Annotated in this window: 20 protein-coding genes and 1 tRNA gene; 14 read left to right on the forward strand and 7 right to left on the reverse strand. The window is 61.3% G+C overall.

Annotation, left to right across the window (positions count from 1 at the left end; translation table 11 throughout):
- Positions 1-20 precede the first annotated feature (20 nt).
- The 12 genes from AC07VF_RS02640 to AC07VF_RS02695 all read left to right on the forward strand — a co-directional run bounded on the left by AC07VF_RS02640 (position 21) and on the right by AC07VF_RS02695 (position 14,679).
- The gene (locus AC07VF_RS02640) at positions 21-1,088 is read left to right on the forward strand and encodes a putative urea ABC transporter substrate-binding protein (protein ID WP_495008661.1); all 1,068 of its coding nucleotides are present in this window, start codon (positions 21-23) and stop codon (positions 1,086-1,088) included.
- 18 nt (positions 1,089-1,106) lie between these two features.
- Positions 1,107-1,922, forward strand: coding sequence for an ABC transporter permease (locus tag AC07VF_RS02645; RefSeq protein WP_192171652.1), 816 nt, complete (start codon positions 1,107-1,109; stop codon positions 1,920-1,922).
- Positions 1,919-2,683, forward strand: coding sequence for an ABC transporter ATP-binding protein (locus tag AC07VF_RS02650; RefSeq protein WP_495008660.1), 765 nt, complete (start codon positions 1,919-1,921; stop codon positions 2,681-2,683). The genes AC07VF_RS02645 and AC07VF_RS02650 overlap by 4 nt, the downstream gene beginning before the upstream one ends.
- Positions 2,684-2,695: 12 nt before the next feature.
- The gene (locus AC07VF_RS02655; RefSeq protein WP_495008659.1) at positions 2,696-3,421 is read left to right on the forward strand and encodes an urea amidolyase associated protein UAAP1; all 726 of its coding nucleotides are present in this window, start codon (positions 2,696-2,698) and stop codon (positions 3,419-3,421) included.
- A 10-nt stretch (positions 3,422-3,431) separates the two neighbouring features.
- Complete coding sequence (locus AC07VF_RS02660; RefSeq protein ID WP_346627117.1) at positions 3,432-4,055, forward strand: urea amidolyase associated protein UAAP2; 624 nt, start codon at positions 3,432-3,434, stop codon at positions 4,053-4,055.
- Positions 4,056-4,190: 135 nt separating this feature from the next.
- The gene (gene uca, locus AC07VF_RS02665; protein WP_495008658.1) at positions 4,191-7,880 is read left to right on the forward strand and encodes an urea carboxylase; all 3,690 of its coding nucleotides are present in this window, start codon (positions 4,191-4,193) and stop codon (positions 7,878-7,880) included.
- A 150-nt stretch (positions 7,881-8,030) separates the two neighbouring features.
- Positions 8,031-11,423, forward strand: coding sequence for a dermonecrotic toxin domain-containing protein (locus tag AC07VF_RS02670; protein ID WP_495008657.1), 3,393 nt, complete (start codon positions 8,031-8,033; stop codon positions 11,421-11,423).
- 82 nt (positions 11,424-11,505) lie between these two features.
- The gene (locus tag AC07VF_RS02675) at positions 11,506-11,724 is read left to right on the forward strand and encodes a cysteine-rich CWC family protein (protein ID WP_192171658.1); all 219 of its coding nucleotides are present in this window, start codon (positions 11,506-11,508) and stop codon (positions 11,722-11,724) included.
- A complete protein-coding gene (locus AC07VF_RS02680) occupies positions 11,714-12,406 on the forward strand; it encodes a pseudouridine synthase (RefSeq protein WP_495008656.1) in 693 nt (230 codons plus the stop codon). The genes AC07VF_RS02675 and AC07VF_RS02680 overlap by 11 nt, the downstream gene beginning before the upstream one ends.
- Before the next feature lie 83 nt (positions 12,407-12,489).
- The gene (locus tag AC07VF_RS02685; protein WP_495008655.1) at positions 12,490-13,374 is read left to right on the forward strand and encodes an alpha/beta fold hydrolase; all 885 of its coding nucleotides are present in this window, start codon (positions 12,490-12,492) and stop codon (positions 13,372-13,374) included.
- A gap of 185 nt (positions 13,375-13,559) precedes the next feature.
- Positions 13,560-13,633 (forward strand) — tRNA-Gly (locus AC07VF_RS02690).
- A 236-nt stretch (positions 13,634-13,869) separates the two neighbouring features.
- Positions 13,870-14,679 (forward strand): EAL domain-containing protein, encoded by an 810-nt coding sequence (locus tag AC07VF_RS02695; protein WP_495008778.1) that lies wholly within the window; start codon positions 13,870-13,872, stop codon positions 14,677-14,679.
- A 57-nt stretch (positions 14,680-14,736) separates the two neighbouring features.
- On the opposite strand, the gene AC07VF_RS02700 is transcribed toward AC07VF_RS02695, so the two are convergent.
- The 3 genes from AC07VF_RS02700 to AC07VF_RS02710 form a co-directional block, all read right to left on the reverse strand.
- The gene (locus tag AC07VF_RS02700) at positions 14,737-15,507 is read right to left on the reverse strand and encodes an alpha/beta hydrolase (RefSeq protein ID WP_495008654.1); all 771 of its coding nucleotides are present in this window, start codon (positions 15,505-15,507) and stop codon (positions 14,737-14,739) included.
- Positions 15,508-15,811: 304 nt separating this feature from the next.
- Entirely contained in the window at positions 15,812-16,288 is a 477-nt protein-coding gene (locus AC07VF_RS02705) for a PA2171 family ribosome-binding persister protein (RefSeq protein WP_346627110.1), read from the reverse strand.
- A 256-nt stretch (positions 16,289-16,544) separates the two neighbouring features.
- The gene (locus tag AC07VF_RS02710; RefSeq protein ID WP_192171886.1) at positions 16,545-16,742 is read right to left on the reverse strand and encodes an SPOR domain-containing protein; all 198 of its coding nucleotides are present in this window, start codon (positions 16,740-16,742) and stop codon (positions 16,545-16,547) included.
- A gap of 213 nt (positions 16,743-16,955) precedes the next feature.
- Here AC07VF_RS02710 and AC07VF_RS02715 point away from each other — a divergent pair, with 213 nt between their 5' ends.
- A complete protein-coding gene (locus tag AC07VF_RS02715) occupies positions 16,956-17,987 on the forward strand; it encodes a DUF4917 family protein (RefSeq protein WP_495008777.1) in 1,032 nt (343 codons plus the stop codon).
- A 3-nt stretch (positions 17,988-17,990) separates the two neighbouring features.
- Here the strand turns inward: AC07VF_RS02715 and AC07VF_RS02720 are convergent, their stop codons facing one another.
- The 3 genes from AC07VF_RS02720 to AC07VF_RS02730 all read right to left on the reverse strand — a co-directional run bounded on the left by AC07VF_RS02720 (position 17,991) and on the right by AC07VF_RS02730 (position 19,022).
- Positions 17,991-18,434 carry a DUF2442 domain-containing protein gene (locus AC07VF_RS02720; RefSeq protein WP_495008653.1) on the reverse strand — a complete coding sequence of 148 codons (444 nt, stop codon included), beginning with the start codon at positions 18,432-18,434 and terminating at the stop codon, positions 17,991-17,993.
- A 3-nt stretch (positions 18,435-18,437) separates the two neighbouring features.
- The gene (locus tag AC07VF_RS02725; protein WP_495031049.1) at positions 18,438-18,638 is read right to left on the reverse strand and encodes a DUF4160 domain-containing protein; all 201 of its coding nucleotides are present in this window, start codon (positions 18,636-18,638) and stop codon (positions 18,438-18,440) included.
- Between the two features lie 153 nt (positions 18,639-18,791).
- Positions 18,792-19,022, reverse strand: a complete 231-nt coding sequence (locus tag AC07VF_RS02730) for a hypothetical protein (RefSeq protein WP_192171667.1) — start codon at positions 19,020-19,022, stop codon at positions 18,792-18,794.
- Between the two features lie 373 nt (positions 19,023-19,395).
- Between AC07VF_RS02730 and AC07VF_RS02735 the strand changes: the two genes are divergently transcribed.
- Positions 19,396-20,295, forward strand: a complete 900-nt coding sequence (locus AC07VF_RS02735; RefSeq protein ID WP_495008652.1) for a DMT family transporter — start codon at positions 19,396-19,398, stop codon at positions 20,293-20,295.
- Here AC07VF_RS02735 and AC07VF_RS02740 read toward each other — a convergent pair.
- Positions 20,292-21,509, reverse strand: coding sequence for a class I SAM-dependent methyltransferase (locus tag AC07VF_RS02740; RefSeq protein WP_495008651.1), 1,218 nt, complete (start codon positions 21,507-21,509; stop codon positions 20,292-20,294). The genes AC07VF_RS02735 and AC07VF_RS02740 overlap by 4 nt on opposite strands.
- Positions 21,510-21,516: the final 7 nt, after the last annotated feature.

Below are 21,516 nucleotides of genomic sequence, written 5' to 3' on the forward strand. Positions count from 1 at the left end.
TTCGCTACTGGAGACACCCCATGCAAAAGTCCCGTCTGTTCAGCCTGCTCACCGCAGGCGTCTTTGCCGCATTGAGCCTCTCGGCCACCGCCGCGCCGAAAAAAGATTTCGACGTCTGCTGGACCATTTACGCCGGCTGGATGCCATGGGAATACGCAGGGACTCAAGGCATCGTCGACAAATGGGCCAAGAAGTACGGCATCCACATCAAAGTCACCCAGCTCAACGACTACGTCGAATCCATCAACCAGTACACCGCCGGCCAGTTCGACGGCTGCACCATGACCAACATGGACGCCCTCACCATCCCGGCCGCCGGCGGCGTTGAAAGCACCGCGCTGGTGGTCAGCGACTTCTCCAACGGCAACGACGGCATCGTCATCAAGGGCGACGGCAAGAAAGTCACCGACCTCAAGGGCATGGACGTCAATCTGGTCGAGCTGTCGGTGTCCCACTACCTGCTTGCCCGCGCCCTGGACTCGGTGGACCTGACCGAAAAAGACCTGAAAGTCGTCAACACCTCCGACGCCGACATCGCCGCCGCTTTCAACACCAGCGAGGTCAAGGCCGTCACCACCTGGAATCCGATGCTCTCCGAGATCAAGGCCAAGCCCGGCGTCACCGAAGTGTTCGACTCCAGCAAGATCCCCGGCGAGATCATGGACATGATGGTGGTCAACACCCAGACCTTGAAAGACAACCCGGCATTGGGCAAAGCCCTGACCGGCGCATGGTTTGAAGTGGTGGCATTGATGAACGCCAAATCTGCGGAATCGAAAGCAGCGCTGGAACACATGGCTCAGGCGTCGGGCACCGATCTGGCCGGCTTCCAGTCGCAACTGGACACCACCAAGCTGTTCGCCACGCCTAAAGAAGCGCTGGAGTTCGCCACCAGCAAGCAACTGCCGACGACCATGCGCAAGGTCGCTGACTTCTCCTTCGACCACGGCCTGCTGGGCGAAGGCGCCAAAGACGCCAGCGCGGTCGGCATGACCTTCGCCAACAGCGTGACCGAAGGCGACAAGGCCAACCTCAAGCTGCACTTCGACCCGAGCTACGTGCAGATGGCTGCCGACGGCACGCTGTAAAAACCAAAGGTCTTTGCCATGCGCTTGATTAACCGCCGCCCGGATCGCGCCAGTCGCCTGATCCTGGTGCTCCTGCCGTTCGCCCTGTTGCTGTTCGCCTATTTCACGGGCTCGGCGACGCGGCTGACGGAAAACCCCAACGACAAGCTGCTTCCCAGCGCCGTGCAGATGACCGATGCGATCAAACGGGTGGCGTTCGTGCCCGATCAACGCACCGGCGAATACCTGCTCTGGCAGGACACCGGCGCCAGTCTGCAGCGCCTCGCGGTCGGCCTGGCGATCAGCGCCATTGTCGGGCTGTGCCTGGGCATTGCGTCGGGGGTGCTGCCGTTGTTCAGCGCGCCGCTCTCGCCGTTACTGACCGTGGTGTCGATGGTGCCGCCGCTGGCGATTCTGCCGATCCTGTTCATCGTCTTCGGTCTGGGCGAGCTGTCGAAGGTGATGCTCATCGTCATCGGCATCACGCCGGTGCTGGCCCGTGATCTGGAGCAGCGCGCCCGGGAGATTCCGGTCGAACTGCTGATCAAGGCGCAGACCCTGGGCGCCTCGACCTGGACGCTGATCCTGCGGGTGGTGCTGCCGCAATTGCTGCCGCGCCTGTTGATCTCGCTGCGGCTGGTGCTGGGGTCGGCGTGGCTGTTTCTGATCGCGGCCGAAGCCATCGCTTCCACCGATGGGTTGGGTTACCGGATCTTTCTGGTGCGGCGCTATCTGGCGATGGACATGATTCTGCCCTACGTGGTGTGGATCACCCTCCTCGCCTGGCTGATGGACTGGGGCCTGAAAGCCCTCACGCGCAAGGCGTTCCCGTGGTACGAGGGGGCGCGCCCATGAGCTTTATTTCGGTCAAAAACGTCTGGCAGCAATATGGCGATCAGGTGGTGCTCGAAGGCCTCAACCTGAGCATCGCCGAAGGCGAATTCTGCACCTTGGTGGGCGCGTCGGGTTGCGGCAAATCGACGTTCCTGCGCCTGCTGCTGGGCCAGGAGGTCGCCAGCAAAGGCACGATTTTGCTGGACGGTCAGCCGCTGGCGAAGGAACCGGATTCGACCCGTGGCGTGGTGTTTCAGCGCTATTCGGTGTTCCCGCACTTGTCGGTGCTGGACAACGTCGCGCTCGGCCTTGAATTGCCCCGCTCGGCGTTGCTCGGGCGGCTGTTCGGCGCCGCCAAGCGTGACGCCCGGGAGCAGGCGGCGGCGCTGTTGCACAAGGTCGGCCTCGATCACGCGCTGGACAAGTACCCGACTCAACTGTCGGGTGGCATGCAACAGCGTGTGGCCATCGCCCAGGCGCTGATCATGAAGCCAAGGGTTTTGTTGCTGGACGAGCCGTTCGGCGCCCTCGACCCCGGCATCCGCAAGGACATGCACGCCCTGCTGCTGGAGCTGTGGCGGGAGACCAAATTGACGGTGTTCATGGTCACCCACGACCTGTCCGAAGGCTTCAACCTCGGCACCCGGCTGCTGGTGTTCGACAAGGTCCGCATCGACCCCCACGCCCCCGGCGCCTATGGCGCGCGCATCACTTACGACATTCCCCTGAACAGCGATCGTCGCGCCGCCCGCGTGGCGCTTGATTCGCTGAAAACGGCTTGAAGGACATTGCCCATGACTGATTCAACCACGCTGTTTCCCGTGTTCGCCGAAGAGCTGCTGCCCGGCGGCGGCCACCTGTCATTCGTGCTCAAACGGGGTGAACTGCTGCGCCTGACCGACCTGAACGGCAACGCCAACGTCAGCCTGACGATGTTCAACGCCCACGAAAAAACCGAGCGGCTCAACCTGCCTGACAGCCTCAAGTGCCAGCACACCGCCAAGCTCACCAGCGGCCATTGCCTGTATTCGGACATGGGCCGCGTGCTGGCGGCGATTACCGCTGACACCTGCGGCTGGAGCGACAGCATCGGCGGCGTGCTGTGCGCCGAAGAGGTCACCGAGAAATACGGCCAGGGCCGCTATCAGGAACTGCGCAACGGCTTCTTCCGCAACGGCGCCGACAACCTGCTGGTGGAGATGGGCAAGTGGGGCCTGGGCCTGTCGGATCTGTTGATGACGCTGAACCTGTTCAGCCGGGTCAACGTCGACGATCACGGCGCGCTGGCCTTCGTCCCGGGCAACTCGAAAGCGGGCGACAGCATCGAGCTGTACGCGCCGATGGACACGCTGGTCGTGATGACCGCCCTGCAACACCCGATGGACCCCAACCCCGAGTACGCACCGCAGCCGGTCCAGCTGAGCTGGATAAAGGCCGACCCCAGCGTCGCCGAGCACTGCCGCACGTCCCGCGAAGAAAATGTGCGCGGTTTCATCAACACCGATCGCCTGTTCGCCTGAGGAGGCCAGTATGACCAGCACCATGACCTCTGCCCCCGTTTCCGTCACCCGCATCCCGGCCGGCGAGCCATCACTGACCGAACTCAAGGCCGGGCAAACCCTGCGCCTGCTCGATCTCGAAGGCAATCAGGCGGTCGACACGCTGTTTTACAGCCTCGCCAACCCCCGTGAACGCTATGACGTGCAACGCACGTTGCGTCGGCAGAACAACGTTTACCTGAGCAAAGGCAGCGTCCTGTATTCGAACCTGGGCAAGCCGATGCTGACCATCGTCGAAGACACCTGCGGACGCCACGACACCCTCGGCGGCGCCTGCGCCCAAGAGAGCAACACCGTGCGTTATGCGCTGGATAAAAAGCACATGCACAGCTGCCGCGACAGCTACCTGCGCGCCTGCATCCACGACGGTCGGCTGGGCAAACGCGACATCAGCCCGAACATCAATTTCTTCATGAACGTGCCGGTCACGGCTGACGGTGGGCTGACGTTCGAGGACGGCATTTCCGGCGCCGGCAAGTACGTCGAACTGCGCGCCGAGATGGACGTGATCGTGCTGATTTCCAACTGCCCTCAGTTGAACAACCCGTGCAACGGCTACAACCCGACCCCGGCAGAACTGCTCGTCTGGGACTGACCGCTGCCCCCAGTTTCACGGGTTCAAGCTTCAAGATTTCGGCGCGAGGGACGGCCTTCGTGCAACGCGTACCACAGCGGGACGGCCCGCTACCCAGTGAGGGATTGATCGCTCTCGATCCCCGGGGTCTATGCCATGTTCGACAAACTGCTGATTGCCAACCGCGGCGCCATTGCCTGCCGCATCCTGCGTACCCTTCGCGACCTGCAGGTCGGCGGCGTTGCGGTGTACGCCGAAGCGGACGCTGCCAGCTTGCACATTCTTCAGGCTGATGAAGCCCACAGCCTGGGCGAAGGTGGCGCCGCCGGCACGTACCTGGCGGTGGACAAGATTCTCGCCATCGCCCAATCCACCGGCGCCAAAGCGATTCATCCGGGTTACGGCTTTTTGTCCGAAAACGCGGCCTTTGCCCAGGCCTGTGAAGACGCCGGCATCGCCTTTGTCGGCCCGACACCTGAACAACTGCGGGTCTTCGGCCTCAAGCACACCGCCCGCGCCCTCGCCAAACAGCACGGCGTGCCGATGCTCGAAGGCACCGAACTGCTGGACAGCGCGGACGCCGCATTGAGCGCTGCTGAAACCATCGGCTACCCGGTCATGCTGAAAAGCACGGCGGGCGGCGGCGGGATCGGCATGCGCGTGTGCCGCAGCGCCAGCGAACTGAGCGAGTCATTCGAAGCTGTCAAACGATTGGGCCAGAACAACTTCAGCGACGCCGGGGTGTTCATCGAGAAGTACATCCAGCGCGCCCGCCATCTGGAAGTGCAGGTGTTCGGCGACGGTCGTGGCGAAGTGATCGCCCTCGGCGTGCGCGACTGCTCGGTGCAGCGTCGCAATCAGAAAGTCCTCGAAGAAACCCCCGCGCCGAACCTGCCCGCCGGCATGGCCGATGAGCTGTGCGCCGCGGCGATCAAGCTGGCGAAAGCGGTCAACTACCGTAGCGCCGGCACCGTGGAGTTCGTCTTCGACAGCGATGATCAGCGGTTTTATTTTCTGGAAGTGAACACCCGTTTGCAGGTCGAGCACGGCGTGACCGAGCAAGTCTGGGGCGTGGACCTGGTGAGCTGGATGATTCAGCTTGCAGCCGGCGATCTGCCGCCGCTGGTTGAATTGCGCGCGGGTTTACAGCCAGTCGGCCATGCGATTCAGGCGCGTTTGTACGCTGAAGACCCGGGTCGGGATTTTCAGCCGAGCCCGGGCTTGCTGACCTCGGTGCACTTCCCCGCCGCCGACGGCAAACACCTGCGCATCGACACCTGGGTCGAGGCCGGGTGCGAGATCCCGCCGTTTTTCGATCCGATGATCGCCAAGGTCATCAGCTGGGCGCCTGACCGAGCGTCCGCCAGCGAGGGGCTGGCCCGGGCCCTGAGCGAAACCCGGCTTTACGGGATCGAGACCAATCGCGACTACTTGCGTCAGATCATCGCGGACGTGCCGTTCGCCAGCGGCCAGCCGTGGACGCGATGCCTTGAGGGGCTGACCTATCGAGCCGACACCTTCGAAGTGCTGAGCGGCGGCACCCAGACCAGCGTTCAGGATTATCCGGGGCGCCTGGGTTACTGGGCAGTGGGCGTGCCGCCGTCGGGTCCGATGGACAGTCGATCATTGCGTCTGGGCAATGCTCTGGTGGGTAACGCTGAAGGCTGCGCCGCGCTGGAAATCACCATGAGTGGGCCGACGCTGCGCTTCAACACTGATGCGGTCATTGCCGTGACGGGCGCGGTCATTCCGCTGTCGGTGGATGGCGTAGCGCTGCCGATGAATCAATCGTTGCTTGTTTCTGCTGGATCGACCTTGGTGCTTGGCACCATCGCGGGAGCCGGTGCCCGCAGTTATCTGTGCGTGCGGGGCGGGCTGGACGTGCCGGATTACCTGGGCAGCAAGAGCACCTTTACGCTGGGCCAGTTTGGCGGGCACGGCGGGCGAGCGTTGCGCGCAGGGGACGTGCTGCATATCGCGCCTTTGTCTGACCGCAGCGCAGGCCAACAACTGGCAGCTGAACGCATCGCTGCGCTGCCGGAAGTGCGCGACATCCGTGTGATCTACGGCCCCCACGGCGCGCCGGAATACTTCACCGAGCGCTACATCGAGACCTTCTTCGCCACCGACTGGGAAGTGCATTTCAACTCCAGCCGCACCGGCGTGCGCCTGATCGGGCCGAAGCCGGAATGGGTGCGTGCCGACGGCGGTGAAGCGGGCCTGCACCCGTCGAACATTCATGACAATCCGTACGCCATCGGTGCGGTGGATTTCACCGGGGACATGCCGGTGATCCTCGGGCCGGACGGGCCGAGCCTGGGCGGATTTGTCTGTCCGGTGACGATCATCGAGGCGGATTTGTGGCAGTTGGGGCAGCTCAAGGCCGGGGACAAGGTGCGGTTTTATCCGGTCAGTCTCGACGCGGCCCGCTCGCTGAAACTGAACACCGATCTGGGTAGGAGTGAGCTTGCTCGCGATGAGGTCGGTACATCCGATGGATCTGTGTCGGCTGGGCCATCGCATTCGCGAGCAAGCTCGCTCCTACAGGGTTTAGCGTTGACCTCGCCCGCTGTGTTCCCAAAAGGGGCAGCGTTGACCTCGCCTGTTGTGCTCGACATCGGCAAGGAAGATACCCGCCTCGTTGCTCGCCTGTCCGGCGACACCCATCTGTTGCTGGAAATTGGCGCGCCGGAGCTGGATCTGGTGCTGCGCTTCCGCGGCCATGCGCTGATGCAGGCGCTGGAAGGCAAACAGCTCACCGGCGTGATCGACCTGACGCCGGGCATTCGTTCGCTGCAGGTGCATTACCAGCCTGAGCAACTGCCGCTGAAAACGCTGCTTGATGTGGTCGCCGGCGAGTGGGACGGCGTCTGCGCCAGCAAGAATCTGGAGGTGCCGTCGCGCATCGTTCATCTGCCGCTGTCCTGGGATGATCCGGCCTGCCAGCTGGCCGTCGAGAAGTACATGACCACCGTGCGCAAGGACGCGCCGTGGTGCCCGAGCAACCTGGAATTCATCCGCCGCATCAACGACCTGCCGAACCTCGACGAAGTGCACCGCACGGTCTTCGACGCCAGTTACCTGGTGATGGGGCTGGGCGACGTCTACCTCGGCGCACCGGTCGCCACGCCGCTGGACCCGCGCCATCGGCTGGTCACCACCAAGTACAACCCGGCGCGCACCTGGACCGCTGAAAACTCTGTCGGCATCGGCGGCGCGTACATGTGCGTCTACGGCATGGAAGGCCCGGGAGGTTATCAGTTCGTGGGCCGCACGTTGCAGATGTGGAACCGCTATCGCGCGGTGGCGGCGTTCGATGGCAAACCGTGGCTGCTGCGGTTTTTCGATCAGATTCGCTTTTATCCGGTCAGCGCCGACGAGCTGCTGACCATCCGCCGCGATTTCCCCCTCGGTCGGTACCCGCTGCAAATCGAGCACAGCACGCTCAATCTGACGGAGTACCAAACCTTCCTGGCCGAAGAAGCGCAGAGCATCGCGGCATTCCGCAACCAGCAGCAGAGCGCGTTCAACGCCGAGCGCGAACGCTGGATCGCCAACGGGCAGGCCTCGTTCGAGAGCGACGAAGCGGTGGCCGAATCCACGGAAGAAGCGCCGCTGCAAGACGGGCAGACCAGCGTCGACAGCCACATTGCCGGTAATCTCTGGCAGGTGCAGGTCAGCGTCGGCCAGCGGGTCGAGGCAGGCGAGACGTTGGTGATTCTGGAGTCGATGAAAATGGAAATCCCGCTGTTGGCGCCCCACGCCGGTGTGGTCAGCGACGTCCGCGTGCAGCCTGGCTCGGCGGTGCGCGCCGGGCAACGGGTGGTCGTGCTGGACGTCGGCTGATTGGCGCTTGATGTTCCTTGCAGCTTGCGGCTTAACGCTTGCAGCTTTCATAGAGGCATAAGACGCGGTGGCATACGCGATACATAGTTACCGCCATTGCCACCCGGCATCGCGCCATAGTGGGCATCTTTCCACGTGGCGCGATTTTTCATGAACGACCGCAGCAGCTCTGATTCCGCGAGCGGCCTTGATCTCCTTTCCAACGACACCCTGCCCAATGGCGGGGATTTCAGCGTTTCGCCGTTCGCGGAACCTTTGCGCCCGGCTGAATCCCCGGAGCACGCCGCCGCGCCCGCCAGCGAAGCTCACGGGATTAACCACAAGCGCTTGATGCGCCAGGCCGTCAGCCCGGTCGCCGAGTTGTTGTACGGATCGGTCTGGGTGTTGAAGGCCTGGCAACTCGATCTGGCGTTTCCGCCCTCGGTCGTCCGCCATCTGGACCGGCGGCTGGAGGAAACGCTACAGGCCAGATTTGGCACGCCCATTGACCTTGATGAGCTGCACGTCAGTTTTAGCACCGCGCTGGAGCCGGCCGTGGAAACCGACGGTCGGGAGCGTTTCGAGCTGCGCCTGACGTTACGCGAGCTGGGCCGGGAGACGCTGAATCCGCCCGGACTCCTCGCCCTTCGACGCTGCGCCGAGGCTGATCGCCCGCTGTCGGCGTCGACGCCCACCCTGACCGTCTCGGCGTTTTTCGAGCTGCTCATCGAAGCCCGATGGACACTGGAATATGAGCAGGTGCAACGTCAATTCTGGGAGCATCACGGCGACACATGGAAGAGGCTCGCCGAGCTGGCGTTTCTTGACGGTGTGACCCGTTTGCAGTCGCGCAAGCGCATCGATAACGAGGGCCATCTGCTCGCACTCGATGCGCTGGGGCTCACACGTTTCCCGCTTGGTGTTCAGGACCTGCAGTCGGCCGGACCGCCGGCACGCTCGGTCGTGCGCGGGGTGGCGCTGAACGGCGAGATCATCCCCGGTATCTTCCATCTGCGCTCCAATACCACGGGGCATTGTTATGTCCACGTGCTGGGCAGCGCGCCCCTGTGCCATGAGTACATCAGCGATGACGCGCCCTGGAAAGCGGACAAGGTGCTGGAGGCGATCAACGCATCGGCCTGGCATCGGCTGAATCTTTCGCTCGATGGCACGCAAATCACCCTCACGCTGGCGGCGCCTTCGGACGACGTATTCACTCAACTGCGTGTCGCCCAGCAACGCTTTTGCGCTGAGCGACTGACGGGCATCGATGCGGTTGAATCAACCGACGCATTCATCGACGACGATCACGCGGCGCTCATGCCCATCGAGCCGGCACTGGCACTGGTCAGCGCCCTCGATCACTGGCAGCACCATGAGCCGCTGCTGGCGCGAATCCCGACCCCGCTCGGGTTCGCAAACCGGCTCATGGGCCAGTGGCTCAGGCAGGTGTCCCCCCGACTCAAGCCCGTCCCGTTGAAGCAAACGCACACGCCGATCACAGACCCCCGGCGTGTATTCATCCGCTACCTGCCCGGCACGTCAAGGACGCCGTGGGGGCACCCGCGAATCGCAGCGGCGAACGTGATTGTCACGCTGGACGAAACGCCCGTCACGCTGAGTCAGGCACTGTTGAGCCGGTTCAGGGCGCTTCAGCCCCAGGGCTACGATGATGAAGGCGGTCGCTGGGTCGTCTACGCAGATCCGAGCGGAAACGGGGCCTGGTCGCCCGAGGCGGAATTGAACATCAGCGCCGCCAGCGTCGAGGCGTACATTCAGGGCGTCGATTTTCTGGGACTCATGCAGCATCGACTCAATCAGTTCTGGCGGCAGCAACGCACTGACATCGAGCGTTCGCTCTGGTCGACCTTCGTCAGCCAGGCGCTGCTGGCCCTCAAGAGCGGCGATCTTTCCATGGACAGTTTCCAGAGGGTGATCGATGCCGTGGAGCAGGCCCAGCAGGTGCCTGCGCCAGAGGCGCCGCTTCTCGTTGCAAAACGGATCCGCTGGAGCGCTGTGGGCTTTCACGTCAGCAGCGGACTGCCACCGAACTCCCACTGCCCTCCCTGCGTGGGCTTGCTGATGATCAGCGCGCCACACCAGGAAGGCGGGGTGCTTTATCAGGCCGGGCAGTCCACGCCGTTCGTGCCATTCAATGATCGTCAGCAGCTCATCGACCACCTGACTACCGCTGCCGCCAACCCTGCATGGCGCGAGACCGTGCTCAATTACATGCCGCGCCGTTTTCACGCCAGGCTCGGTTATATCCTCGAACTGTGTGGCGGGCTCCGAGCGCCGGCCGAACCGGTGTCGATCCTGCGCCCCTGGACCGAGCCGCTCTACAGCCCGGACACCCATGCCGCCCGGCAGCGTGAACTGTGCGAGCAGGAAGTGTCCGGTTCGTCCATGGCGTTCATCTGTGAGGGCCTGCGTCTTAACAGCCAGTACGACGCCGAGGACAGCATCGTGACCGACCGCGAGCAGGCACTCGGCGCCTGGATTCAACACCTCAATCGCCTGCAACTGCTGCTGGCACCGATGGCGCTCTTGGTACCGGCAGCCTCCGTTGCGGCGCTGACGGCCAGCGCGGCCAGCGTTGCGCTGGGCATTCAGGCCGCCAACCTCCCCGGCGACCGTCAGGAGGAACGGCGCCAGGTGATGTTCGCCATTCTGTCTCTGGGGCTGTTGCACATGGCACCGGCCACGCCACGACTTTTTCAGGCGTTCCGCAAACTCGCAGCGCCTGCCACAGCACTGGGCCGAGGGCTGAGTCGAGTGAAGACTGCGCTGCCGGCACGCAATTTCGGCGACTGGCTGCGCAGGGCGACCCACCCACGCAAAACGCTGCTCAAGCCATTCTTCAATGGAGCGGGCCTGATGAAGACGTGGAGCGTGGCGGGTAATGCCGAATTCGGCACGTCGTCGGTTCAAGTGTGGAAGCTGGGGCGCAAATTTCTGCTGTGGACATCGGACCGGACCCAGGCACGCACCCTGGTCGTCAGCAGCCACGGCTACTACTTGCCGTGGACGCGCACGACGGCCATTCCCAACGGCACCGAACTGCGAACTTACGCGCCCCACGGTCACGAGCTGGTCGACCCGATGCTGCACCGGATCGCCAGCCAGTCGGTGCGGCCCTACGCCCTGCTGAACACTGCGCAGCCGGTGCCCGGCCCCGGCGTCGGGCCCTTTCCGGACATGTTCGCCCGGGACACGCTGATGGCCGGCACCTCGCTGCCCGGACGCATCAAGAACTACACCCTGGCGAAATTTCAGAGCGAGCACTATGAAAGTTATCGGGACATCAGCCAGATCGTGCGCAACAGTCATCAACCGCCGCTGCCCAGCCTGCTCCCTGCAACGCCCATGGATGTGCTGACCGTGCGCAACCGGTTCGGTATGACCCGCCCGACCCTGGAGGATCTGTTCGGCGAACTGAGTCGGCAGGGCATTCACTACGACAACATCCTGCTGGTGCATTGCCGCTGTCCTGCCGTGGGTTCTATGCTGGGGCGCGCGCCCTCTTTCGTCGCCCCGCAAGGCCAGTCGCCGATTACCCCGTAGGCGCGTTGCCCGGGATCACATGCTCATGGCGCGAGACAGGGCCGCGCGCTAGCATTGGCGGCACTCAAAGGCGGCGCTCTACATGGACACTCACATCATCGACACGAGCATCTGCCCCGTTTGCGGCGCCAGTAACCGCTGCACCCTGGCTGATCCGCGCACAGTGGATCAAGCCTGCTGGTGTTTTACCGCCGAGATCGACCCGGCGCTATTGGCAGCGCTGCCCGAAGAGGTGCGTGGACAGGCATGTCTGTGTCCGCAGTGCGCAGGCGTTGGGGCGAAGATTCGCGATGCGTCTTGACCGTTTCCTCAGCAACCTGCCGCGCTTCAGCCGCAAAGAGGTACGACTGGCACTGATCGCAGGCCGCGTGCAGGTCGACGGGTTGCTGGTAAAAAACCCGCTGCACGAAGTCCGCGAGTTCAGTCAGGTACGGATCGACGACGAAGTCCTTCAGCTCGGCAAACCCGCCCGGTATTTCATGCTGCACAAACCCCAGGGCTGCGTCAGCGCAACCGTCGATCCGCAGCACCCCACCGTGCTCGACCTGCTTGAGGAGCCCGACAAGGACGACCTGCACATCGCCGGCCGCCTGGATTTCAACACCTCCGGGCTGATGCTTATCACCAACGATGGGCAGTGGTCGCGCCGCCTGACGCAGCCGATCACCAAACTGGCGAAGGTCTATGACGTCGAGACCGAAGACGACATCGGTGCGCACTACGTCGAAAAATTTGCTGAAGGTTTTTATTTCGCGTTTGAAGACCTGACGACACAGCCTGCCGAGCTGACGATTCTGGGCAGTCATCGCGCCCGGCTGAGCATCGTGGAAGGGCGTTACCATCAGGTCAAACGCATGTTCGGCCACTTCGACAACAAGGTGACCCGGCTGCACCGCGAGAGCATGGGACCGCTGAAACTCGACCCGGCGCTGGCCCCCGGACAGTACAGAGCCCTGAGGCCCGACGAAATTGCGTTGATCTGAAACCTGCGTCCAATTGCCTACCTGTCACGAAACGCGTGCAACGTCTCTACGCGCACCCCGTTTTTTCGTCAGGAGACATGGAGATGAAGCCAGAAATCGCTGTGCTGGACATACAAGGCCAGTTCCGGGTTTACACGGAGCTCTATCGCGCAGACGCCGCCGAGAAGACCATCATTTTGGTCAATGGCTCGCTCGCCACGACCACCTCCTTCGCTCAAACCGTGCGCAACCTTCACCCGCAATTCAACGTCGTGCTGTACGACCCGCCTTACGCCGGCAAATCAAAACCCCACAATGCCCATGAACGCCCCCTGACCAAGGAGCTGGAAGGTCAGTTGCTTCTGGAGCTCATCGACCACTTCAACGCCGAACTGCTGCTGTCGTTTTCATGGGGTGGCGCGGCGGCGCTGGTCGCCCTGGCGCATCGGCCCAAGCGCATCGAGAAAGCCGTGATCAGCTCGTTCTCCCCTGTCATCAGCGACCCGCTGCGCGACTACCTCGAGCGCGGCGGGCAACACTTCGCCGCCTACAATCGCCATGGCGTCGGTGAGTTACTCAACAGCACGCTGGGCAAACACCTGCCTTCTCTGTTCAAGCGCTACAACCACAAGCACGTCAGCTCCCTGGATCTGCACGAGTACGCGCAGATGCACCACCACATCAACCATGTGCTGGACGCGAGCAATCATCCGCAGATGAAAGCCGCCAGGCGCATCAATGTGCCGGTGCTGTTCATGAACGGTGTGTGGGACGAGTACACCTCGGCTGCCGACGCCCGGCACTTCGCCCACTACATTCGAGACTGCCATTTCAGCACCATTCAGGATGCGGGGCACTTTCTCGACATGGAGAGCAAGGCCGCGTGCCTGGCATCGAAAGATGCCCTGCATGGGTTTCTGACGCCCGCGCCCGAACCCCGGCGCATTCATTACAGAACGGGTCAGTTGCAACAGGCGTTTGCGGTGTGATTGGAATGGGAAATGAGAGGGCAGCAGACGGGAAAGGACTGGGTCTGTTGCGGCCCCTGATGAGTGCCACTGGACGGCGAATCAGGGGTTGGCTAGATGGCATTTGGCAGGTGCGGCATATAACGCTTCAATTAACACGCGGCATCTGGTACAAAGTCAGCCGCTCCAAAGGCGTCAGGTTAAAAGCGGGTATAGTTTAGTGGCAAAACGAAAGCTTCCCAAGCTTTAGTTGAGGGTTCGATTCCCTCTACCCGCTCCATCTCCCCCAGTGTTTCCGGGCTTTTCAGCCGCCCTCCTCGCTCTGAATCAAGCTCGATTCCTGCCTCGTCTTCTAAAAGACCGACTCATACCGCCGCCTTCTCAGGCACCGATTTCGTTACCGTTAATCCCCTGCTGCAAATCCGCATCACAGATTCCGCGCCGACTGCCGATACAGAGAAACCAGTTGCTCAAAATTCATCCATCGAGCGACGAAATCTCAAGGCAGTGACGATCATGCAACATATCCCCTTGGCAACCTTCGAATCCATTGGCTGCGCTGAGTGTCGAAATCTCGAAGGGCTGGGCTTCGACTTCACCATGGCTTTCCAACCTATTTTCAATGTCACCACCGGGGCGCCCTTCGCTTATGAGGCGCTGGTCCGTGGTGTCAATGGCGAGTCCGCCGCGTTCATCCTGGGTCAGGTCAACGACGGCAACCGCTACCGTTTCGATCAGGCGTGCCGGGTCAGGGCCATTGAGCTCGCTACCCAGCTGGGCCTGCGCGCGATTCCAGACTGCAAGCTGAGTATCAATTTCCTGCCCAAAGCGGTGTACCGCGCAGAGACGTGCATTCGGGCAACGCTTGAGGCATCTCGGACGTTCGATTTTCCGGTGGATCGGCTCATGTTCGAAGTCACCGAAGGTGAGCGTGTAGATGATCCGAATCATCTCAAATCCATTTTCGAAGAGTACGAGCGGCAAGGTTTCACCACCGCTATTGATGACTTCGGATCAGGTTATTCCGGCCTCAACATGTTGGCGATGTTTCAACCACAGGTGCTGAAGATCGATATGGCGCTCACCCGTGACATCGATCAGGACGCCGTGCGTCGGGCGATTGTTGAAGGGATTGTGCTGGTTTCGAAGCGGCTGGGAATCACCGTCGTGGCCGAAGGCATCGAGACCTGCGAAGAGCGCGACGCCCTGCTGGATCTGGGCGTCGAGCTGATGCAGGGCTATCTGTTTGCCAAACCCATGATCGGCCGTTTGCAACCGATGCCGGTGGAGCTGATATGCGGCTCGGACGCTTTCGACGTGGCCTGATTCACAAGTGAGCCTTGGACGTTGCAAGGGTTGCAGGCCAGTCGTGGGTGCGATGCGTCAATCCGCCGCGTGGGTCGCTGCCTGTTCGATCAACGCGGCCACTTCCTGCGGACGGGACTGGTACACCGAGTGACTGGCGCCTTTGATCTCGATGGTGTGGCTGTTGGCACGCTTGGCGTACATGCGCTCAAGGTCCGGGTTGATGATCCGGTCTGCCCCGGCCACTGCGTACCAGCTAGGCTTGGTTTTCCACGCGGGCACGCCAGCGGGTGTGGTAAACACTGACGCCGCGGTCGGCTCCTGGGAAATGGCTTCGAATTCAGCATGAGCCTTGGGCAGGTCAGCCGCGAAGTCCGCCGGATAGAACGCTGGGTCAAGGGAGAGGAAGCCGTCAGCGGTTTTCTTCACCGCTTTGGTGGCATTGGGGTACAGCTTGCCGTTCTGCGCTTCGGTTTCACCCTGATCCAGTGCGTGGGCGGCGATGTACACCAGGCCCACAACATGAGCGTCATTGCCGACATCCGTGATGATCGCGCCACCATAACTGTGACCGACCAGAATCGTCGGGCCATCCTGCTGGTCAACGATGCGCTTGACGGCAGTCACGTCATCGGTGAAGGAAGTCAGTGGGTGTTCAGCGATCGAGACGTTGTACCCGTCCTTGCGCAGGATCTCGTAAACCGGCTTCCAGCCCGACCCGTTCACAAAGGCGCCGTGCACCAGCACGATGTTCTTCACCGGTGCCGCCTGAGCCGCACCGGCAACGCCCAGCACCAGGGCGCCCGCCGTAAAAACGCTTAGCAGCAATGCCGTGTTGATTCTGTTCATGGGGTGCTTCCTCAGTGTGCATTCATAGTCGGGCCTTGACCGGGGTAGCTAACGCCTGGCCCCGCTCTTCGCTGTGAACCATTGAATGGGCTGCACGTATCTGCAATGTGTCGCTGGGGGCGAGCTTTCAGTCAGCACGTATCGGCAGGGGGTCTGGATACACAGGTATACAAAGCTCGCGTTTTTTGTGGGACCGGCTTCAGCCGGGAAGAGGCAAGTAAGTGCGCTGCACCAGTAAACCGGACTAAAACTTTCACCCACAAAAAAGCCCGGAAAACTCCGGGCTTATTCATTCCATCAACGCTTACGCTGCAATGCTCGGCGACGACAGGGACTTCTTGTACTCAGCCTTCATCGCTTCCATCTGCGCACCCAGCTCTTCCAGCTTCTTCTTGCCCAGCAACTTTTCAGCCTGCGGGAACATCTCTTCCTCTTCTTCCTCGATGTGGTGCTCCAGCAGCTCTTTGACCACTTTCACACGACCCGAAAATTCCGGGGTGGCAGGGTCAGTTTGCTTGAGGTCCGGCAGCACCAGAGCGTCAACGGTGCGGTGCTCTTCCTTGGCTTCGTAGTACATGATGTCCTGCTCTTTGCCGCCCGCCTCTTTAAACGCCGGATAGAGAATTTCTTCCTCGATCTTGGTATGGATGGTGATTTCCATCTCCAGTTTGGCCAGCAAGTCAGTGCGCTTTTTAACGCCGCGCTCGGTGGACTCGCTCAGTTGGGTCAAGATGGCTTTTACGCGTTCATGGTCGGCTTTCAACAGTTCGATGGCGTTCATGTTGTTTCCTCTGGATCACGGTAAGCGGATCGATCTAAGCGCCGACCCTGCAGGTTCGTGATGAGAGTTGCATCGACCGTGCCGATGTAGCGAGTTATCCAAAAGCTCAGTGAATCAAGCAGTTAGACGAACAGGGAAAATGCGAAATCGTGCAGGCTGCATGAAACTTCGCAAATGGATAGTGCAGTTCACGAGTTGCTATCCGGCCGATTGAGCTCCGGCAACACCAGAGCTCAAATGGCGACGAGTCGTGTCATTAGTGCGCTTTGGCGGCAGGTAATAACGCTGTTCGCTCTTGATAGGCTGGCAAGGAGGCCGCAAACGCCATGGCTTCTTCGCGCGTGGAGAATGAGCCTAATCGATCACGGTGGGTGCAGACCCGCCAAGGCCCGTTGTTCACGTTAATCACATCGTAACCGTTGAAGTGCGTCTTGCTGAGCATTGCGGTATGCATGGTCATCTCCTCTCATTCAAGAGAGTGTTATGGGTTGTCGGATTAAACCTTACACCCGTCATTCACTCTATAGACGTTACCGAGACCAGCGGCACCCTCCTCAAATTGTTCGAAGCCGGGATGCCGCGTTGACAATGCCGACCTGGGTTTCTATAAGTCCCCTCCGTTCTGGCGTCCGGTCAGTACCTGCTCACCTGAAAGCGAAGCGAGATGATGGAATTCACGGATTTTGATGCCGAACTGGCCGACTGGAACACGCTGCAAGCCGTCAATCCCTGCTCGGGATTGCTGCTGGGCAACGGTGCCAGTCTTGCCGTGTGGAAGAACTTCGCCTACGACTCGCTGTTCGAGCTGGCGCAGACCACGCGCAACAAACCCTTGAGCGCCACCGAGCTGGCGCTGTTCAAATCCATGGAAACGGAGAATTTCGAGCCCGTACTCAGCGGCTTGAAAGTCGCGATGCGGGTCAACGCGGCGCTGACGATTGGTTCGTCATCGCCACGCAACCGCTATTTCGCGATCAAGGAAGCCCTGATTCATGGCATCCGCTCGGCGCATATTCCGTGGCGCCTGATGGAGGCGGCGACTATTGGCAAGATCAGCGAAGCCCTGAGCCATTATCAGACGGTGTACTCCACCAACTACGACCTGCTGGCGTACTGGGCAGCGATGCATGGCGCGCAGCCGTTCGATGATCTGTACGACGATGACGCTGTGTTCAACCTGCACCGCACCGACAGCCACGCCACGCGCATTTTGTACCTGCATGGCGGCATGCACCTGGTGAAGAACTTCGATGGCACGGCGCGCAAGTTGCTGTCTTCGGAGAGCACGCTGCTGGGCAGTTTCGCGATCAACGCGCTGGAAGATGTGCCGCTGTTTGTCTGTGAGGGCCCTAGCGACGACAAGATGAAGATCATCCGCGGTTCGGACTATCTGTCGTTTTGCCACGCCCAACTGGCGCAGCATGAGGGCGCGCTATGCGTCTTCGGCCACTCGCTGGGCAAGCAGGATCGACACATTCTCAACGCCATTCTCCAGGCCCGTCCCAAGCGCATCGCCATCTCGGTATTGCCGCGCAGTGACGCCTTCATCCAGCACCAGAAACGCCGCTACAGCGAACTGTTTGAAGGGCAGAACATCGAGCTGGCCTTCTTCAACGCCACGACCCATCCGCTGGGCGATCCGACGCTTGCGGTGCCGGTGGCAAGGCTGATGGAAGCGTTGGAGTTAAAGAAGAGTTGAGGGTTAGCGCGGCGAGTGCTCATATTCCCAACCCCGACAGGCCAATGCCACGTGCTTGGGGATAAGTGCAGCACCGCTGCTGTAAGCAGTAATGGTTCGACGCGTAAAGCCCAGCTCGATGGCCGCTGCCGAGAGCGAGAGGTTGTTCTTTGCCATCCACTGTTTGAAGTCGCGCGTCGGCATGACTTCACCGGCCTGCTCCAGCGCGAGCCGGTGAAGCGTCGACGCAGACAGCTCGACATCATTCCCCCACGACACGTCGAACCCCCAATCACCCACAGTCACCTGACTGAACAGCGTTTCATCCTTCAGCGGCACCAGCGCTTCAAATTGGTCGATGTAGGCCGACAAATCAACGGTATGACGGTTGCCGTTGTTCCAGTCGAGGATCAACGAGCGGCTGTTCGCGACAGGTTGTGCAGCGACGATGCGTAATTTGCTGGTCATGCCTCAAGTCCTCCGATTCTGCTCATACCAGATACGCCACAAGTCCCGGGTATGATTCCTGGCCCACTGCAGCGCTTCTTTCAGCGCCTTCCCCTCAGCGCCCCTGCCTAAGACCCTTAAACCGTCAATCTGCACGAGTGACTCCCCGTCAGGCGTCTGGACATGGAAATGGGGTGGCGCATGGTCGTCCGGATAGATTTTGATCTTTCAGTTGCGATTGTTATGTACGGTAGCCATGGCGGGATACTAGAGAAATTTTTTCCCCAGTACAAACTCTGATGACAAAAACAAAAACCGGACCCTACAGGTCCGGTCTTCCAATTACTCACCGCTTCAAATCTTCCCAGCCGCTGCCCTTTATTCGTTACCTTCCGACAACGACCCCACCACCACTGCCCCACCCTGCGTGTGTTTATTGACGCTGGTGGCAACCGATTCGGTGGTCAGGCGCATGCTGCTGAGAGCGGCGAGTCGGTCGCTGCTTGTCGTGTGCACGACGCTGCCTGACCAGTGAGCCGCCACCGTCGCCATCCATGCGAAAAGGAATACCACGACACCCTGCAACGCCCATTTTTCGATAACCGACACGATGGCTCTCCTGGCTGAATTCGACGGCACCAATTTGACCTTCAAACTGTTGCAGGAACGTTGCATTCAACTTCTGCACCAACATTTAGAGCGATTCATCCCACAGCCGCAAAATCCTCGAAAACGGCATTTCCGCCCTCGCCCGCTTCCCGGCTGAAGCCGGTCCTGCAATGAGGGCGCCCGCCAGTCCGGCTGAATGCACGCAATTGAAATATAGGACCGGCTTCAGCCGGGAAGAGGCCGGCTTGAGCGCTACTGATCGAACGGACGAAGTGTATGGACGATTCCGCACGCATCTGTAAATGGCCCCCATGCCGCCTCTGTGGCTGAATGAGCACGCGTTTCGCACCAACAAGAACAAGGCACGCCCCTTATGTCCTCTCGGGAAAACACCGGAATGGTCCTCGGACTGATCGGCGTGGTGATCTTCAGCCTGACACTGCCCATGACCCGCATCGTGGTGCAGGAAATCCATCCTTTGCTCAACGGCCTGGGCCGCGCCCTGTTCGCGGCGGTGCCAGCGGCGGCGTTACTGCTGTGGCGCAGAGAAAAATGGCCGACCCGCGCGCAGTTCAAGGCGCTGATGGTGGTGGCGCTGGGGGTGATCGTCGGTTTCCCGGTGCTGTCAGCCTGGGCCATGAAAACCCTGCCCGCCTCCCACGGCGCGCTGGTCAATGGCCTGCAACCACTGCTGGTCGCCATCTACGCCGCATGGCTCTCCCACGAGCGCCCGTCGAAAGCCTTCTGGGCCTGCGCCGCCATGGGCAGCGTTCTGGTGCTGGGTTACGCGCTGATCAGCGGGGCCGGCAATCTTCAGGCCGGTGATCTGCTGATGGTCGCCGCGGTGGCGATTGGCGGGCTGGGTTATGCCGAAGGCGGCCGCTTGGCCAAGGAGATGGGTGGCTGGCAGGTGATCTGCTGGGCGCTAGTGATTTCGATCCCGGTGCTGATCGTGCCCGTCAGCTATCTGGCGTGGCAGCATCAGGGGCCGATTTCTCCCGGCACCTGGTGGGCCTTCGGTTACGTGTCGCTGTTCTCGCAATTTATTGGCTTCTTCGCCTGGTATGCCGGGCTGGCCATGGGCGGCATCGCGCGGGTCAGTCAGATTCAGCTGGTGCAGCTGTTTTTCACCATGGCCTTCTCGGCGCTGTTTTTCGGTGAGCACATCGACCCGACGACCTGGATCTTCGCCGCCGGTGTCGTGGTTACGCTGGCCATCGGGCGTAAAACGGCGGTGATCGCGCCCAAGCCGGTCGCCGCCGCTCGCGTCTAACCCAGCAGGCCATCCGTCTGGAGCAAGCGCTCCAGGCACTGCTCCTGAATGCCGTAGAACACTTTCAGCTCCTGAATCTCCGCCAGCAGCTCAGCCGGATCCGCCGGGGTGGCGCGCTTGACCGCCAGAATCATCTTGTTCTTGTTGGTGTGCTCCAGCGAGATGAACTCGAAGACCTTGGTTTCATAGCCGCACGCTTCCAGCAGCAACGCTCGCAAGGCATCGGTGACCATTTCGGCCTGCTGGCCCATGTGCAAACCGTATTGCAGCATCGGCTTGAGCAGCGTCGGGCTCTGGATCTGCAGGCGGATCTGTTTGTGGCAGCACGGCGAGCACATGATGATCGAGGCGCCCGAGCGGATACCGGTGTGAATCGCGTAGTCGGTGGCGATGTCGCAGGCGTGCAAGGCGATCATCACGTCCAGTTCGCTGGGCGCCACCGAACGCACGTCACCGCACTTGAACACCAGCCCCGGATGCTCCAGCCGCGCGGCAGCGTTGTTGCACAGCGTGACCATGTCCTCGCGCAGCTCGACGCCGGTGACGTTGCCTTCAGCCTGCAAGGTGTTGCGCAGGTAATCGTGGATGGCAAAGGTCAGATAACCCTTGCCCGAGCCGAAATCCGCGACCGTCAGCGGTTTGTCCAGCGTGATCGGCGAGGTCACCAGCGCGTGGGAAAACACCTCGATGAACTTGTTGATCTGCTTCCACTTGCGTGACATCGCCGGAATCAGCTCGTGCTGCTTGTTGGTCACACCAAGATCAGTCAGGAATGGCCGGCTCAGTTCCAGGTAACGCTTTTTCTCGCGGTCATGCTCGGCGGTCGGGGCTTCGCGCTCCTGCTGGGCCTTGTTGCGGAATAGCGTGCTCTTGCCCTTCTTGCTGAACTCCAGCTGCACTTCATCGGTGAGCGACAGCAGATGAGCGTTCTTGAATGACTCGGGCAGCAGGCTGGCGATCAGCGTCTGCGCCTCGGCGAGGGGGTGATTCTTGGTGATGTCGCGGGTCTTGTAGCGATAGACGAAGGACAGGCACGGCTGATCCTTGACCGTGACGGGCTTGATGCTGACCCGCTGCAATTCCGCTTCGCTTCCGACGTACTTGGCCAGCACCAGTTTGATCAGCGAATTTTGCGTCAGACAGGTGTCCAGCAGACTCAGGAACTGAGCGCGGTGATCCTGCGCAGGAACGGTGGCGGGTGCGGTAACGGACATCGGAAAG

The sequence above is a fragment of the Pseudomonas sp. GW821-FHT02H06 genome (assembly GCF_059421525.1).

What these genes read in the sequence shown, in the direction of transcription:
- AC07VF_RS02675 (WP_192171658.1), top strand. Translation starts at nt 11,506, where the DNA reads ATGGACACTCACATCATCGACACGAGCATCTGCCCCGTTTGCGGCGCC.
- AC07VF_RS02705 (WP_346627110.1), bottom strand. Translation starts at nt 16,288, where the DNA reads ATGAACGCCATCGAACTGTTGAAAGCCGACCATGAACGCGTAAAAGCC.
- AC07VF_RS02680 (WP_495008656.1), top strand. Translation starts at nt 11,714, where the DNA reads ATGCGTCTTGACCGTTTCCTCAGCAACCTGCCGCGCTTCAGCCGCAAA.
- AC07VF_RS02720 (WP_495008653.1), bottom strand. Translation starts at nt 18,434, where the DNA reads ATGACCAGCAAATTACGCATCGTCGCTGCACAACCTGTCGCGAACAGC.
- AC07VF_RS02735 (WP_495008652.1), top strand. Translation starts at nt 19,396, where the DNA reads ATGTCCTCTCGGGAAAACACCGGAATGGTCCTCGGACTGATCGGCGTG.
- AC07VF_RS02650 (WP_495008660.1), top strand. Translation starts at nt 1,919, where the DNA reads ATGAGCTTTATTTCGGTCAAAAACGTCTGGCAGCAATATGGCGATCAG.
- AC07VF_RS02670 (WP_495008657.1), top strand. Translation starts at nt 8,031, where the DNA reads ATGAACGACCGCAGCAGCTCTGATTCCGCGAGCGGCCTTGATCTCCTT.
- uca (WP_495008658.1), top strand. Translation starts at nt 4,191, where the DNA reads ATGTTCGACAAACTGCTGATTGCCAACCGCGGCGCCATTGCCTGCCGC.
- AC07VF_RS02695 (WP_495008778.1), top strand. Translation starts at nt 13,870, where the DNA reads ATGCAACATATCCCCTTGGCAACCTTCGAATCCATTGGCTGCGCTGAG.
- AC07VF_RS02685 (WP_495008655.1), top strand. Translation starts at nt 12,490, where the DNA reads ATGAAGCCAGAAATCGCTGTGCTGGACATACAAGGCCAGTTCCGGGTT.
- AC07VF_RS02655 (WP_495008659.1), top strand. Translation starts at nt 2,696, where the DNA reads ATGACTGATTCAACCACGCTGTTTCCCGTGTTCGCCGAAGAGCTGCTG.
- AC07VF_RS02660 (WP_346627117.1), top strand. Translation starts at nt 3,432, where the DNA reads ATGACCAGCACCATGACCTCTGCCCCCGTTTCCGTCACCCGCATCCCG.
- AC07VF_RS02700 (WP_495008654.1), bottom strand. Translation starts at nt 15,507, where the DNA reads ATGAACAGAATCAACACGGCATTGCTGCTAAGCGTTTTTACGGCGGGC.
- AC07VF_RS02710 (WP_192171886.1), bottom strand. Translation starts at nt 16,742, where the DNA reads ATGCATACCGCAATGCTCAGCAAGACGCACTTCAACGGTTACGATGTG.
- AC07VF_RS02640 (WP_495008661.1), top strand. Translation starts at nt 21, where the DNA reads ATGCAAAAGTCCCGTCTGTTCAGCCTGCTCACCGCAGGCGTCTTTGCC.
- AC07VF_RS02645 (WP_192171652.1), top strand. Translation starts at nt 1,107, where the DNA reads ATGCGCTTGATTAACCGCCGCCCGGATCGCGCCAGTCGCCTGATCCTG.
- AC07VF_RS02740 (WP_495008651.1), bottom strand. Translation starts at nt 21,509, where the DNA reads ATGTCCGTTACCGCACCCGCCACCGTTCCTGCGCAGGATCACCGCGCT.
- AC07VF_RS02715 (WP_495008777.1), top strand. Translation starts at nt 16,956, where the DNA reads ATGGAATTCACGGATTTTGATGCCGAACTGGCCGACTGGAACACGCTG.